Origin of the sequence: Marinobacter sp. NP-4(2019) (genome assembly GCF_003994855.1) — a bacterium.
GTDB lineage: Bacteria > Pseudomonadota > Gammaproteobacteria > Pseudomonadales > Oleiphilaceae > Marinobacter.
This window is the reverse complement of record NZ_CP034142.1, coordinates 2,805,024-2,818,155: the sequence shown is the minus strand read 5'-3', so window position 1 is coordinate 2,818,155 and position 13,132 is coordinate 2,805,024. Positions and strand designations below refer to the sequence as shown.

Below are 13,132 nucleotides of genomic sequence, written 5' to 3'. Positions count from 1 at the left end.
AATGAATCAAGGGAGACGTGCTTTGGAAGATTACATTATCTGGTTTGATCACCTGGGAATGTCCGATGTTGACCGGGTAGGGGGCAAAAACGCCTCGCTCGGTGAAATGATCAGTAATCTCGCCAATGCAGGTGTTACCGTTCCGGGTGGGTTCGCAACCACGGCCCATGCTTACCGTGAATTTTTGGCCACCGATGGACTGAAGGACAAGATCGACCAGGCTCTTGATGAGCTGGACGTCAACGATGTGAACGAACTGGCCAGGGTGGGTTCCCGCATTCGCCAGTGGGTGATCGATACCCCGTTCCCGGAAGTGCTTGATAATGCCCTAAAAGAGGCTTACGCCAAGCTGCAGGATGGCAACGACAAGATGGCCGTCGCTGTGCGTTCCTCTGCCACTGCGGAAGACCTGCCGGACGCGTCGTTCGCTGGCCAGCAGGAGACCTTCCTGAATGTGGTGGGTCTGGATCAGGTGCGTACTTCGGTCAAGGAGGTATTTGCCTCCCTGTTTAACGACCGCGCTATTTCCTATCGCGTTCATCACGGTTTTGACCATAAGCTGGTGGCGTTGTCTGCCGGTATCCAGAAGATGGTGCGCAGTGAAACCGCTGCCAGTGGCGTGATGTTTACCCTCGATACCGAATCCGGCTTCCGTGATGTGGTGTTTGTCACCGCTTCTTATGGCTTGGGCGAGACGGTGGTTCAGGGTGCCGTTAACCCGGACGAGTTCTATGTTCACAAGCCCACCCTTCAGGCCGGTCGCCCTGCGGTCCTGCGCCGTAACCTGGGAAGCAAGGCCATCAAGATGGTCTACCATTCCAGCCCCGGCGAAGGTCAGTTTGTTGAGACCGTGAAGGTTGAGCAGGAAGATCGTAACCGCTTCTGTATTAACGATGCGGAAGTGGAAGAATTGGCCAAGCAGGCCATGATCATCGAAAAGCATTATGACCGGCCGATGGATATTGAATGGGCCAAGGACGGTGACGACGGCCGAATCTACATCGTTCAGGCGCGCCCCGAAACGGTCAAGAGTCGTGCTGCCGCCAACGTCATGGAGCGTTATCTGCTGAAAGAAACCGGCAAGGTGCTGGTGGAAGGTCGGAGTATCGGTCACAAAATCGGTAGCGGTCCGGTCAAAATCGTCGAAAGTATCAATGAAATGGATCGCGTTCAGCCGGGCGATGTTCTGGTCACGGATATGACGGATCCGGACTGGGAGCCGGTGATGAAGCGCGCTTCTGCCATTGTCACTGACCGTGGTGGCCGTACCTGCCACGCCGCTATCATTGCCCGTGAGTTGGGCATCCCTGCGGTCGTTGGCTGCGGTGACGCGACGGAAATACTGAAAGACGGCCAGGAAGTGACGGTTTCCTGTGCCGAGGGCGATACCGGCATGATCTACGAGGGCGCCCTGGATTTTGAGTTGCGGGAAAATACCGTCGACTCCATGCCCAATATTCCGTTCAAGATCATGATGAATGTGGGCAACCCGGATCGTGCGTTTGATTTCCAGGCGCTGCCAAATGAAGGCGTCGGTCTGGCCCGCCTGGAATTCATCATCAACCGCATGATCGGTGTTCACCCCAAGGCGCTGCTCAACTTCGATGGTCTGCCGCGGGACATCAAACAGACCGTTGAAAAGCGTATTTCCGGCTATTCGTCCCCGGTCGACTTTTACATCGACAAGCTGGTTGAGGGTATCTCCACCCTGGCGGCGGCGTTTGCACCCAAGAAGGTGATTGTGCGCCTGTCGGACTTCAAGTCCAACGAATACGCCAACCTGATTGGCGGTACGCTGTATGAGCCGGATGAAGAAAACCCGATGCTGGGCTTCCGCGGTGCCTCCCGCTACATTTCCGAAACCTTCCGGGACTGCTTTGAGCTGGAATGCCGTGCCTTGCAGAAAGTACGCAATGAGATGGGGCTGACCAACGTTGAGGTCATGGTGCCGTTCGTCCGTACCGTTGGTGAAGCCGAGCAGGTTGTGAATCTGTTGGCCGAGAACGGGTTGAAGCGCGGCGATAATGGCCTGCGGGTGATCATGATGTGTGAGCTCCCGGCGAACGCCATCCTGGCGGAGCAGTTCCTGGAGCATTTCGATGGTTTCTCTATCGGCTCCAACGATCTGACCCAGTTGACCCTGGGCCTGGATCGGGATTCCGGCATCATTGCACACCTGTTTGATGAGCGGAACGAAGCCGTCAAGGCGCTGCTGTCCAATGCGATTCAGGCCTGCAAGAAAGCCAACAAGTACATCGGTATCTGTGGTCAGGGCCCGTCCGATCATCCGGATCTGGCCAAGTGGCTGATGGATCAGGGTATTGATACCGTATCCCTGAACCCGGATTCGGTACTGGATACCTGGTTCTTCCTGGCCGACGAAAAGATTGACTGAGTTCATTTCCAGGATAAGGAGAGCGACAACGTGGCAAACATTATTACCCCTGACCTGTGTGACGAGTTTCCGGAAGTAAAGGTTGCGGAGCCGGGCTTCAATAACTACGGAGGCATCAAGGCCTTCGGCGGTGAGATTGTGACCGTAAAGTGCTTTGAGGATAACTCCGTGGTCAAGGAGCAGGTTGGGCTGCCCGGTGAGGGCCGGGTGATGGTTGTCGATGGAGGCGGGTCAAAGCGCCATGCCTTATTGGGTGACATGCTGGCAGAAAAAGCGGCGAGCAACGGCTGGGCAGGCCTGATTATCTATGGCTGCGTGCGTGACGTGGATGAGATCGGCAACACCGAGCTGGGTGTCCAGGCCCTGGATACCTATCCACGCAAGAGCGAGAAGCGCGGCCTGGGTGACCTGAACGTACCGGTGACCTTTCACGGGGTGACGTTCCAGCCGGGACATTACGTGTATGCTGATAACAACGGTATCATCGTATCGGAGAAGCCGCTGGTCTGACCTTCGGTTTTCCCGCTACGAATAAGAACGGCGGCCATTGGCCGCCGTTTCTGGTTTCAGCGAGTGACTTCGCTGATGTTGGCTCCCAGCAGAAATCCGTCACCCTCGGGCTCACATCGGACTACTTCGCACACGGTTTCCAAGGGAGGGAACTGGTCGCTGGAGGGGTGAAGAACAGTCTGTAGCTCTTCACCAACCGCAAAGGACCGCTCAACATACAACTGCATGCCGGTGGCGCTCAGGTCCCGGCAAACGCCGGTGAATGTCTCGCCTTTGCTGTCGGTAATCTTGATCTCCGAGTTCACCTGCATGCGATGGAAATCGCGTTTTTCCGAGTAGTCCTTCATAGGTTTACGCCCAGTTGTCTGTTTTTCTTGTGGGTTTGAGCATTGGAATAATGAGGGCCAGGAGGACGCCGCCCAGTACCAGCGCAGCGCCTAGCAGCATGAAATCGGATTCCTTGCTGGCTTCAAGCCGTTCGTTTTCGGCGGTCAGCACTTCCAGGTCATTGCGGAGTTTCTGATTTTCCTCGCGCAGCTCCCGGTTTCGTTGTTGGATGTTCAGGGCATCGGCAGAAACTTCCTTGACCCGCCTGAGTTCCTGTTGGAGTTCTTCAGAACGGTTGGAAAGCGAGGTCTCGGAGCTGCGCAATTCGTCTCGTTCCGCGGTAACCGTGCTGAGCCGTTCCCTGGCCTCGTTCAATTCGCTGCGAGCGGCCTCCAACTGACGAGTGGCGCGCTCCAGGCGGTCGCGGGCAATGGGGGTGTCGGTCAGGTACTGCTTGGATACCCAGCCCTCGGTCCCCTTGGGCGTCCTTACCTTGGTGTAGTTCTCATTGGAGGTGTCGAGTACTTCCAGCGGCGTGCCGCTCGGCAAGGCGTTTTCAATGATTCGGTACTGAGTGCCGGGGCCCGAACGAACAGGCAGGTATAACTGGTCGTCCACATACATGGTCCTCGCCTGGGCTACGGCTATGGAGGACACGATAATAAAAATACTGAGAATAAAGCGAATGAACGTCACTGGTTATATTTCCTGAGTTTTGCGATGGTCGGACAGTCAGCGATTAAAGACGCAATTTTGTCACAGCCTCTCCGGCGTTCAAGCAGCGTATTATTACAATACGCTCATGGACACTTGTCGGTGGCTCAGGGCAGAACGGCCTTGAACGGCTTGACGGTGACTTTCTGGTAAACACCGGCGTCAACGTATGGGTCTGCGTCTGCCCAACTCTGTGCAGCCTCCAGAGAGTCGAATTCGGCAATCACAAGGCTGCCTGTAAAGCCGGCTTCGCCGGGCTCCGGCGTGTCCAGGGCAGGATGAGGGCCGGCCACCAACAGCCGCCCTTCGGCCTTAAGCGCCTGAAGACGTTCAATGTGCGCGGGGCGGGCGGTTTGCCTCAAGGGCAGGCTGTTCTCGACGTCCTCACTGATAATGGCGTAGTACATGAAAGGCTCCGGGATATTGAGTGATACAGGCAGCGGCCTGACTGGTACACTGCCTGCCAGTACTTCATATTAGCTTCAGGAATTTTTGTGACTATACCCCAAGAATCCGCATTCTGCATTGATCTGCACTGCCACAGCACCGCTTCGGATGGTGCCCTGGCGCCCACTGATGTGGTCCGCAGGGCAGCCGAACAGGGTGTAACCCACCTGGCGTTGACTGACCACGACACCATTGATGGTTTACCTGAGGCGCAGGCGGCGGCGGATGCTGCCGGGATAACGTTGATCAATGGCACCGAATTGTCCTGTCTCTGGAAAACCCAGACCATTCATATCGTCGGTCTTGATTTTGATCGCGACAACCCGGTCCTTGTTGAGGCACTTACGCGCCAGCACGAGAATCGCTGGGCCCGGGCGCGAATGATTGAAGAGCGCCTCCGAAAGGTCGGAGTCTCTGAGTTACTGGCTAAAGCCACGGACAAAGCCGGTGGTGACGTGCCTGGGCGGCCCCACTTTGCCCGGGTGCTGGTAGAAGAAGGGAAAGTGAAGGACTCGGCGCAGGCGTTCAAGCGCTATCTGGGAGCCGGTAAGCCTGGAGACGTAAAGGCCTTCTGGCCGGAGTTGGCGGAAGTTGTCCAATGGATCACTAAGGCGGGTGGTGTAGCGGTACTTGCCCATCCACGTAAATACCGTATGACGGCCACCAAATTGCGCAACCTGGTTCATGACTTCATCAGGGCTGGCGGGCGCTCGATAGAGGTATCAACTTCCGGTCAATCCAGTGGCGACCTGGGGTTTCTGGCGGAGCTGTGTCGCCGGCAGGAATTGCTGGCCTCCCAGGGAAGCGATTTCCATTTCCCGGGGGCGCCTTGGTGTGAGCTGGGCAATATCATGAAAATGCCAGACGGGCTGGAGCCGGTCTGGCATCATTTCAAACAGCCTGCAGGGCTGAGTGCGCCCACTTAATCGGGCGCGTGGAAGAGCAGGTACAGGTCGGTCAGTGAGTCCGGGATAGCGTCGGCCATCTGCCGGGACAGCTTGTCACTGTTGCGGACCTTCTGGAAGTCCTCATCGTCAAACAGGCCGGACAACGTCAGCATTGGCACCAGGAGGTCAGCGGTTTCATCCTCGCCTCCGGCCTGCAACCATTCATCCTCACGCTCCAGGAAGGTGTCCACGAACCCGGCGCACCAGTTTTCCAGAGCGTTCATCGGGTCGCCGTCTTCCGGCTCAGGAAGCTCAAGGGCCTGGCCCATATCCAGGGAATGGGCCATGTCCCGGGTCAGCTGGTTGACGCAGTGGCTGAAAATCTCCGGTACCTGACCTTCGGGAAGCTGGTCGCTTCCCGTGGCCAGGCGGAAGATCTCTTCCGTCGACAGTTCAACCGGCCCGACAACGCTGGCGCAAACCACTCCGTGAAGCCCGAAGAAATCCAGGGCGTCGTCGCCCCAGGGTTCCGCGAACAGAATATCTTCCAGTGCTTCAATATCCGAATTGGATAGCATGCCTTAGTTACTCCCGGCCTTTTTGGCCTCTTCCGCAGCTCGCTGACGTTTGCGAACTTCCCTCGGATCATTGTAGGCACGTCCGGGCGTTACCGGTACTTCCGGGGCCTTATCGGCGCTCGGTTGCTCGGCTGCTTTCTCCGGCTGCTTTGTTTCTGGCTCGGGCTGTTTAGTCTCCGGCTCAGGCTTTTTGGCCTCGGGCTCGGGCTTTTTGGCCTCGGGCTCGGGCTGTTTTTCGGCCTCCGCAGGTTTTTCTGAAGACTTGTCCGCAGGTGCAGGTTCCGTCTTGGCTTCCTGTTTTTCCGGTTGTGCCGCAGGTTTTTCTACCTTGGGTGCCGGCTTTTCGGCAGCGGGTTCAGCCTTGGGCTCGGTCCTGGTGTCAGCGGCAGGTGTCTCCGGCTTGGCGACATCGGCCTTGGGTGCTTGCGCTTTGTCCTCAGCGGCCTGCTTGTCCTGGTCGCCAGACTTTGCAGCGGTTTCCGGCGCTTCAGTGGCTTTTGGAGCCTCGCCGGGGACTGCCGGCTTGCTGTCAGCGACTTTGCTTTCAGCCTTGGGCTCTTTCGGAGCTTTGTCCTCTGTCTTGCTCTCAGCCTTTTTCTCCGGCTGCTTCCGTGCGGGCTTGCTTTCGGGTTTTGTTTCAGCCTTGGTGTCTGAGGCTGGAGCCCCATCGTTCCGGGCTTTCTCGCCAGCCTTTGATTCGCTCTTCTGTTCAGGCTGTTCCGGCTTTTTCTCTGTCTTGGCCGGAGTCTGACTGTCTGCTTTGGTCGCTTTCTCGGAAGGTTTATCCTCCGCCTTCGGTGCCTGGGCTTCCGCGACTTTGGGCTTGGCGTCAGCTTTCACCTCCGGTTGGGAGGTGTCCTGGCGTTCTTCCGGCTGAGTGTCCTTCTGGTGCCGCTCGCTGCGAGACGCCTTGCGATCCGCCGGCGTGGATGCCGGAGTTTCGGCCGGGGAGCCATCACGATTGCGGGCGCGACGCGGTTTGCGGCGCTTGTCATCGCTACCGCCTTTTTCAGGGGCGCTCTTGGCGGTGCTGTCCTGCTGCTCGCGGGTGTCTTTTTGGTCCTTCTGTTCGCGCTGGTCTTTTTGATCCCGCTGTGGGCGGTTGCGTCCCTGGCCACGGCCCTGACCTCCGCGACGGCTGTCGCCACCTTTGCCATCAGCACCCTGGCGACCCTGCTGGCCACCACGGCTTTGGTCCTCACCGCGGGCACGGCTACGATTACGGTTATCGTCGCCACGGCTCTGCTGCTGACCGGACTGTCTGCGATCACCGCCGCTGCGGTTGCCCTGGCGGCCATCATCCCGTGCTACGCGGGATTTACGGCGATCCTGACGCCCCTGGGTGCGACGGTCTTCGCGCACGGTGCGTGCGGTTTGTTGCTGCTCTTTGTCGGTAGTGGTGCTCTCACCCCTGAAGAAGCAGGCAATCTTGCGGCCCAGTTTGCGGAACAGGCCTTCTTCCTGGTCGTTCGCTGCGGTGGCAGTTACCTTAGCCGGCGTGGGTGCCGGGGCGGCAGTGGGCCGGATAGCTTTCACTGCGGCCTGTTCGCGCACCGGTTGCTGGGCAGTCGGTGCCTCATACACCTCTTCTTCGCGCTGACTGTACTCTTCGGCAACCTGATAACTGGAGACATGCTCGGGACCGGTTTCGTCATCGCGCATACGGACAATTTCGAAATGCGGTGTTTCCATATGAGGTGCCGGCACGACCACCAGGCTGACTTCCTGGCGCGCTTCGATGTCAGCGAGCTGCTTGCGCTTCTCGTTGAGCAGGAAGGTGGCAACGGCGACCGGGACGATGGCCCGTACTTCTCCGGTCTTTTCTTTGGAAGACTCCTCGTAAATCAGGCGCATGATGCTCAGGGCGAGGGACTCGATACCGCGGATGGTGCCCTGACCCTCACAGCGGGGGCAGACCTCGCTGCGGGTTTCGCCCAGGGACGGACGCAGGCGCTGGCGGGACATCTCCAGCAGGCCAAAACGGGAGATCTTGCCGACCTGGACCCGGGCGCGGTCAATTTCCAGCGCTTCGCGCATCTTCTGCTCGACTTCGCGCTGGTGTTTGGCCGGGGTCATGTCGATGAAATCGATCACGATCAGGCCGCCCATGTCGCGCAGGCGGAGCTGGCGCGCGATCTCTTCCGCAGCTTCCAGGTTGGTCTGCAGCGCGGTTTCTTCGATGTCGTGACCCTTGGTGGCGCGGGAGGAGTTGATGTCGATGGACACCAGTGCCTCGGTCGGGTCGATGACGATGGAGCCGCCGGAGGGCAACTTTACTTCGCGTTGGAACGCGGTTTCGATCTGACCTTCGATCTGATAGCGGCTGAACAGCGGAATTTCATCCTTGTACAGCTTGATCTTGTTCTCGAAGGTGGGCATGACCGCGCGAACAAAGTTCAGTACGTCCTCGTGGACGGTCGGAGCGTCGATCAGCACTTCGCCGATGTCCTGGCGGAGGTAGTCGCGCACCGCGCGGATGATGACATTGCTTTCCTGGTGGATCAGGAAGGGCGCCTTGCGCTCGCTGGCGGCCTGGGTAATGGCCTCCCAGAACTGCACCAGGTAGTCGAGGTCCCACTGGAGTTCTTCCGTGGAGCGGCCAATACCGGCGGTACGGACGATAATGCCCATGGACTTGGGCACCTGAACGTCGTTCATGGCCTCTTTCAGTTGGGCGCGTTCCTCGCCTTCGATGCGGCGGGAAATACCACCGGCACGGGGGTTGTTGGGCATCAGGACCAGATAGCGGCCCGCGAGGGAAATGAAGGTGGTCAGGGCTGCGCCCTTGTTGCCACGCTCTTCCTTGTCAACCTGAATGATGACTTCCTGGCCTTCGGAGACCACGTCCTTGATGTTGATCTTGCCTTCGATCTGCCCCGGGGATTTCTTGAAATACTCCTTGGAGATTTCCTTCAGGGGCAGAAAGCCGTGCCGTTCCGCGCCGAAGTCGACAAAGGCGGCTTCCAGGCTGGGCTCTACGCGGGTGATACGACCCTTGTAGATGTTGGCTTTCTTCTGCTCACGGGAGCTGGATTCGATATCAAGATCAAACAGACGCTGGCCGTCTACGAGGGCGACGCGCAACTCTTCAGGATGAGTTGCATTGATTAGCATTCTTTTCATGGAAAGAAAGGGTTCCTGTCGTTTGGTTTTGACAGAAAACCGGGGGGAGAAACATCTGCGAAGCAGAACGTGCGTGCCGCGGGCTTCCTACTGCTGAAGCGAACCGGCGGCCAGACGGATCAGGCCCTGAGGGGAAGTTGTCCCGTGAGCCTGAGACCACCGCCGACGGTCCGTCTGCCATAGGGCAGGGAGAAGTCGTGTAAGGTAAGTGTCTGTTGACGCATGTTATCCGTTTTCAGGTTCACACTGGTGCCTGGGTCTCACGTCGTATTCGTAATCTGGACGGCCCGGCCCTGCGTGCTGGTAATGATTCTTCGCGATGTCGCCCGACGGTTTTCCGTACGGTTGTTTCCACTCTCCCGGGGCCCGGTCAGAGGCCGTCAATGTGGCTTGCCGTGATGACCCGGGAGCATTTTAATCGCCGTACCCGGTAATGATTGGGCTTACGGCGTTCAAACTCTTAAATAGTGTCGGTATACTTCTGCCGCTCCGGCTTCTGACTCATTGGGTCAGGCCGTAGACAAACGGCAAAGCACGCCGGAATATAACAGTATTCTTTCGGGGCTTCAATCCCGCATTTACATCACCGATAAGGTATTCATGTCCAAAGCGCCCAGAAACAGGCAGGCACGGCAATCCGGTCCCCGGCGGGGGCAGGCTGCCCGCCCCCAGAAACCCGCAACGGGAGGTCGGCCGCAGCAGGTGTCAGCGCCATCCGGGGGAAAAGCTGGCGAGATTCGCCAGGGGGTCCGGCGGGTCGTGGTGGATGAGGACAACGAAGGTCAGCGGCTGGACAACTTTTTGCTGGCGCAGCTTCGCGGTGTTCCCAAGAGCATTATCTATCGCGTTATTCGCAAGGGTGAAGTCCGGGTTAACAAGGGCCGGGTAAAACCGGATACCCGGCTCAAGGCTGGCGATGAGGTGCGCATCCCCCCGGTGACGCGCAAGGAGAAACCGGAACAGGTCGCGCCGGGCTCGCGGGTGCAGGGGGTGATGGAGAATGCCATTGTGTTCGAGAATGAGCACATGCTGGTGGTGAACAAGCCCTCCGGCATCGCTGTCCATGGTGGCAGCGGGCTGAGTTTCGGGCTGATCGAGGTGCTGCGTTCCGCGCGCCCGGGCACCCGTTTTCTCGAGTTGGTGCATCGCCTGGACCGGGATACCTCGGGGCTGGTGATGGTGGCCAAGAAGCGGTCGGCGCTGCGGTATCTTCAGGACGAGCTTCGCCATAAGCGCATCCGTAAGCACTACCACGCTTTGGTGGCGGGTGACTGGCCGGATGACGTGAGCCGGGTGGAGCAGCCGCTGTTGCGTTATGAGATGCCCAATGGCGAGCGCCGGGTCCGGGTGGATGAGGCTGGTAAGGCATCGCTGACAACGTTCCGGTGTCTTTCGGCCTTCGGCGGTTACAGTCTGGTCGAAGCGTCGCCGGTAACGGGCCGGACTCACCAGATTCGTGTGCATGCCTTGTGGGCAGGTCATCCGATTGCCGGGGATGACAAGTATATGGATGATGTCAGCCTGAAAGCGTTTCGTGCCGCTGGCGGGCAGAGGCTGATGCTGCATGCCCGCGCGCTGGAGTTTTCCCTGCCGGTGACCGGTGAGCCGGTGCGGCTGGAGGCGGCTTATGACGATGCGTTTCAACAGTTTCTCGACAGGCTGGCGTTGCGTCGAAATTCAAACCGGTAACCCAGGCCCGCAGTGCCAGTTTATCGGGAAAGCAGGAACAGGTTTATGGACGTTAAAGTCGTGATTTTTGACTGGGATGGCACCCTGGTGGATTCCGTGGAACATATTGCGGACAGCCTTCATCAGGCGGCCACTGACTTGGGCTACCCGGCCCTTGAGCGTGAAGCGTATCGGGATATCATCGGATTAGGGATGGTCGAGGCTCTGGAAAAGCTCTATCCGGGCATCAGTCGCGCAGAAATGAACGCGATCCGTGAAGGTTACGCACGCTATTTTTTCGCCAAGGTAACCACGCCCCAGAATGTGTTTGAGGGGATGGCGGATGTGGTGACGGATATTCGTCTTGCAGGCCGAGGGTGTTCGGTGGCGACCGGTAAGAGTCGCCGGGGGCTGGACGGTGCTTTGGTGTCGAGCGGGCTTGGGGTGCATTTCGACATCACCCGTTGTGCCGATGAGACTCGGTCCAAGCCGGACCCGGCCATGTTGAAAGAGATCATTACGTTTTACGGAATTGAGCCCTCCGAGGCAGTGATGATCGGTGATACCCGCTACGATCTTGAGATGGCGCAGCGTATCGGGATGCCTTCAATCGGAGTCGAGTGGGGTGTCCACAAGCGGGATGTTCTCGGGCAGTATGCGCCGCATGCGGTCGTCGAATCCGTGCGGGATCTGCGGGATGTACTGGGTTTGTGAGCGGTATCAGTAACTAAGGAAAGCTGGGTATGAGTGAGTGGAATTCTGACAACAAGCCCGAGTGGGGAGATCCTCCGGCAACGCCTGAGTCGTCGGGTGGCGGCAGGAAGCCGAATCTGCCGCCGGAAAGCGGTCGTGACTGGAAGCTGATTGAAAAGCTGGTGCTTTCCCTTCAGTCCGAGCAGCGGAAAAGTCGCCGCTGGGGGATCTTTTTCAAGCTGCTGACGTTTGCATACCTGTTTGCCTTGCTGTTTATCATCAAGTTTCCTTTGGGTGACAGCCTGGAGGCGGCCACGGGCTCGCATACAGCTTTGGTGGAGATAAACGGAACCATCGCGGCTGACGAACTTGCCAGTGCGGACAATATCGTCGGCTCCCTGCGTAAGGCTTTCGAGGCGGATAATTCCGTTGCGGTTGTGTTGCGCATTAATAGCGGAGGCGGCAGTCCGGTTCAGGCCGGCTATGTCTACGATGAGATTCAGCGTCTTCGTGGCGAGCATCCGGACAAGAAGGTCTATGCTGTCATTTCCGATGTCGGTGCCTCCGGGGCTTACTACATTGCCGCCGCTGCGGATGAGATATATGCCGATAAGGCCAGTCTGGTGGGCTCCATCGGCGTAGTGGCCGGTGGTTTCGGGTTTACCGGGGTGATGGATAAGGTCGGGATTGAGCGCCGGCTATACACTGCGGGCGAAAATAAGGCTTTCCTGGACCCGTTCTCTCCGGAAAATGAAGAGGAAGTTGCTTTCTGGCAGGGTGTGCTGGAAACCACCCATAGCCAGTTCATTGAAAAGGTCCGGGAAGGGCGAGGTGATCGCCTGGCGGATGACGAGCGGCTGTTTTCGGGGCTGGTCTGGAGTGGAGAGCAGGCGCTGGAGTTGGGGTTGATCGATGGTCTGGGGAGTGCCTCTCACGTTGCCCGTCAGGTGATTGGCGAGGAAGACTTGGTTGACTACAGTCGTCGCAAGTCACCGTTCCAGGATATCGTTGATCAGTTTGGGGTGTCTGTCGGTAATGCCCTGGCCAATCGCATGATGGAAGCGCGTTTTGAGCTTCGCTAGCGCAGCAAAGGGTTCTGGCCCCAGGAGCGCAACATGTCGATCAGGGCAATCAGTGGCAGGCCGACCAGGCTGTTCGGGTCCCGTCCTTCCAGGGACTCGAACAGGGCGATGCCCAGCCCTTCCATCTTGAAGCTGCCGGCGCAGTCATAGGGCTGTTCCCTTGCCAGGTAGCTTTCTATTTCCCTGGTTTCCAGGGTTCTGAAGTGCACCTGGTAGGGCTCGCAGTGAACCTGGCTGGCGCCAGTGTCGGCATTAGTCAGGGCAAGGCCTGTCAGGAAGGTGACCTGCTGGCCGCTGCTTCTGGTGAGTTGGCGAACGGCCTGTTCGTGGTTGCCCGGTTTGTTGAGTATGGTGCCGTCGGGCAGGCAGGCAACCTGGTCGGAGCCGATAATCCAGTGTCCCGGGTGGCTGGATGCCAGTGCCTGGGCCTTTTGCCTGGCCAGTCTGGTGGCCAAGTTCTCCGCAGTTTCACCGGGCTGGATGGATTCGTCTATATCCGGGCTTGCGCAGGTAAAGGGCAGGCCCAGCCGTTGGAGCAACTCCCGGCGATAGGGGGAAGACGAGGCGAGCAGTAATGGTTGTGACTTCATGAATTTGCCTGTTTTTCAGCGGCACTGCCGGGATTTGTCGTAGAATACACCTATTCATACCGGAACCGCTGTGCAAAAGGCAATGAAGTCTTTGACAGCGGCCCGTCGGGCCCCTAAA

General features: G+C 58.4%; 12 protein-coding genes. 6 read left to right on the top strand and 6 right to left on the bottom strand.

Annotation, left to right across the window (positions count from 1 at the left end; genetic code table 11):
• Positions 1–58: 58 nt before the first annotated feature.
• Positions 59–2,395 (top strand): phosphoenolpyruvate synthase, encoded by a 2,337-nt coding sequence (gene ppsA / locus EHN06_RS12815; RefSeq protein WP_416332559.1) that lies wholly within the window; start codon positions 59–61, stop codon positions 2,393–2,395.
• Between the two features lie 30 nt (positions 2,396–2,425).
• Positions 2,426–2,905, top strand: a complete 480-nt coding sequence (rraA, locus tag EHN06_RS12810) for a ribonuclease E activity regulator RraA (RefSeq protein WP_127332942.1) — start codon at positions 2,426–2,428, stop codon at positions 2,903–2,905.
• A 56-nt stretch (positions 2,906–2,961) separates the two neighbouring features.
• On the opposite strand, the gene EHN06_RS12805 is transcribed toward rraA, so the two are convergent.
• The 3 genes from EHN06_RS12805 to EHN06_RS12795 all read right to left on the bottom strand — a co-directional run bounded on the left by EHN06_RS12805 (position 2,962) and on the right by EHN06_RS12795 (position 4,353).
• The gene (locus EHN06_RS12805; protein ID WP_127332941.1) at positions 2,962–3,252 is read right to left on the bottom strand and encodes a PilZ domain-containing protein; all 291 of its coding nucleotides are present in this window, start codon (positions 3,250–3,252) and stop codon (positions 2,962–2,964) included.
• A gap of 4 nt (positions 3,253–3,256) precedes the next feature.
• Positions 3,257–3,928 carry a TIGR04211 family SH3 domain-containing protein gene (locus EHN06_RS12800; protein ID WP_228257300.1) on the bottom strand — a complete coding sequence of 224 codons (672 nt, stop codon included), beginning with the start codon at positions 3,926–3,928 and terminating at the stop codon, positions 3,257–3,259.
• A 125-nt stretch (positions 3,929–4,053) separates the two neighbouring features.
• The gene (locus EHN06_RS12795; protein ID WP_127332940.1) at positions 4,054–4,353 is read right to left on the bottom strand and encodes a YciI family protein; all 300 of its coding nucleotides are present in this window, start codon (positions 4,351–4,353) and stop codon (positions 4,054–4,056) included.
• A gap of 87 nt (positions 4,354–4,440) precedes the next feature.
• Here EHN06_RS12795 and EHN06_RS12790 point away from each other — a divergent pair, with 87 nt between their 5' ends.
• A complete protein-coding gene (locus EHN06_RS12790; RefSeq protein WP_127332939.1) occupies positions 4,441–5,319 on the top strand; it encodes a PHP domain-containing protein in 879 nt (292 codons plus the stop codon).
• Here EHN06_RS12790 and EHN06_RS12785 read toward each other — a convergent pair.
• Both EHN06_RS12785 and rne read right to left on the bottom strand, forming a co-directional pair.
• On the bottom strand, positions 5,316–5,858 hold the full coding sequence (locus tag EHN06_RS12785) for a YecA family protein (protein WP_127332938.1): 543 nt from the start codon (positions 5,856–5,858) through the stop codon (positions 5,316–5,318). The two genes, EHN06_RS12790 and EHN06_RS12785, sit on opposite strands and share 4 nt — an antisense overlap.
• Positions 5,859–5,861: 3 nt before the next feature.
• Positions 5,862–8,981, bottom strand: a complete 3,120-nt coding sequence (gene rne / locus EHN06_RS12780) for a ribonuclease E (RefSeq protein WP_127332937.1) — start codon at positions 8,979–8,981, stop codon at positions 5,862–5,864.
• Positions 8,982–9,581: 600 nt separating this feature from the next.
• Here rne and rluC point away from each other — a divergent pair.
• From rluC to EHN06_RS12765, 3 genes are read left to right on the top strand one after another with little or no spacing between them, the layout of a single operon-like run.
• Positions 9,582–10,670 carry a 23S rRNA pseudouridine(955/2504/2580) synthase RluC gene (gene rluC / locus EHN06_RS12775; protein ID WP_127332936.1) on the top strand — a complete coding sequence of 363 codons (1,089 nt, stop codon included), beginning with the start codon at positions 9,582–9,584 and terminating at the stop codon, positions 10,668–10,670.
• Between the two features lie 45 nt (positions 10,671–10,715).
• Positions 10,716–11,363, top strand: a complete 648-nt coding sequence (locus EHN06_RS12770) for an HAD family hydrolase (RefSeq protein ID WP_127332935.1) — start codon at positions 10,716–10,718, stop codon at positions 11,361–11,363.
• Between the two features lie 29 nt (positions 11,364–11,392).
• Positions 11,393–12,424 carry a S49 family peptidase gene (locus EHN06_RS12765; protein WP_127332934.1) on the top strand — a complete coding sequence of 344 codons (1,032 nt, stop codon included), beginning with the start codon at positions 11,393–11,395 and terminating at the stop codon, positions 12,422–12,424.
• On the opposite strand, the gene EHN06_RS12760 is transcribed toward EHN06_RS12765, so the two are convergent.
• Entirely contained in the window at positions 12,421–13,014 is a 594-nt protein-coding gene (locus tag EHN06_RS12760) for a Maf family protein (RefSeq protein ID WP_127332933.1), read from the bottom strand. The two genes, EHN06_RS12765 and EHN06_RS12760, sit on opposite strands and share 4 nt — an antisense overlap.
• Positions 13,015–13,132: the final 118 nt, after the last annotated feature.

Coding starts and splice junctions, on each gene's coding strand:
- ppsA (WP_416332559.1), top strand. CDS start 59: ATGTCCGATGTTGACCGGGTAGGGGGCAAAAACGCCTCGCTCGGTGAA.
- EHN06_RS12805 (WP_127332941.1), bottom strand. CDS start 3,252: ATGAAGGACTACTCGGAAAAACGCGATTTCCATCGCATGCAGGTGAAC.
- EHN06_RS12795 (WP_127332940.1), bottom strand. CDS start 4,353: ATGTACTACGCCATTATCAGTGAGGACGTCGAGAACAGCCTGCCCTTG.
- EHN06_RS12785 (WP_127332938.1), bottom strand. CDS start 5,858: ATGCTATCCAATTCGGATATTGAAGCACTGGAAGATATTCTGTTCGCG.
- rne (WP_127332937.1), bottom strand. CDS start 8,981: ATGAAAAGAATGCTAATCAATGCAACTCATCCTGAAGAGTTGCGCGTC.
- rluC (WP_127332936.1), top strand. CDS start 9,582: ATGTCCAAAGCGCCCAGAAACAGGCAGGCACGGCAATCCGGTCCCCGG.
- EHN06_RS12770 (WP_127332935.1), top strand. CDS start 10,716: ATGGACGTTAAAGTCGTGATTTTTGACTGGGATGGCACCCTGGTGGAT.
- EHN06_RS12765 (WP_127332934.1), top strand. CDS start 11,393: ATGAGTGAGTGGAATTCTGACAACAAGCCCGAGTGGGGAGATCCTCCG.
- EHN06_RS12760 (WP_127332933.1), bottom strand. CDS start 13,014: ATGAAGTCACAACCATTACTGCTCGCCTCGTCTTCCCCCTATCGCCGG.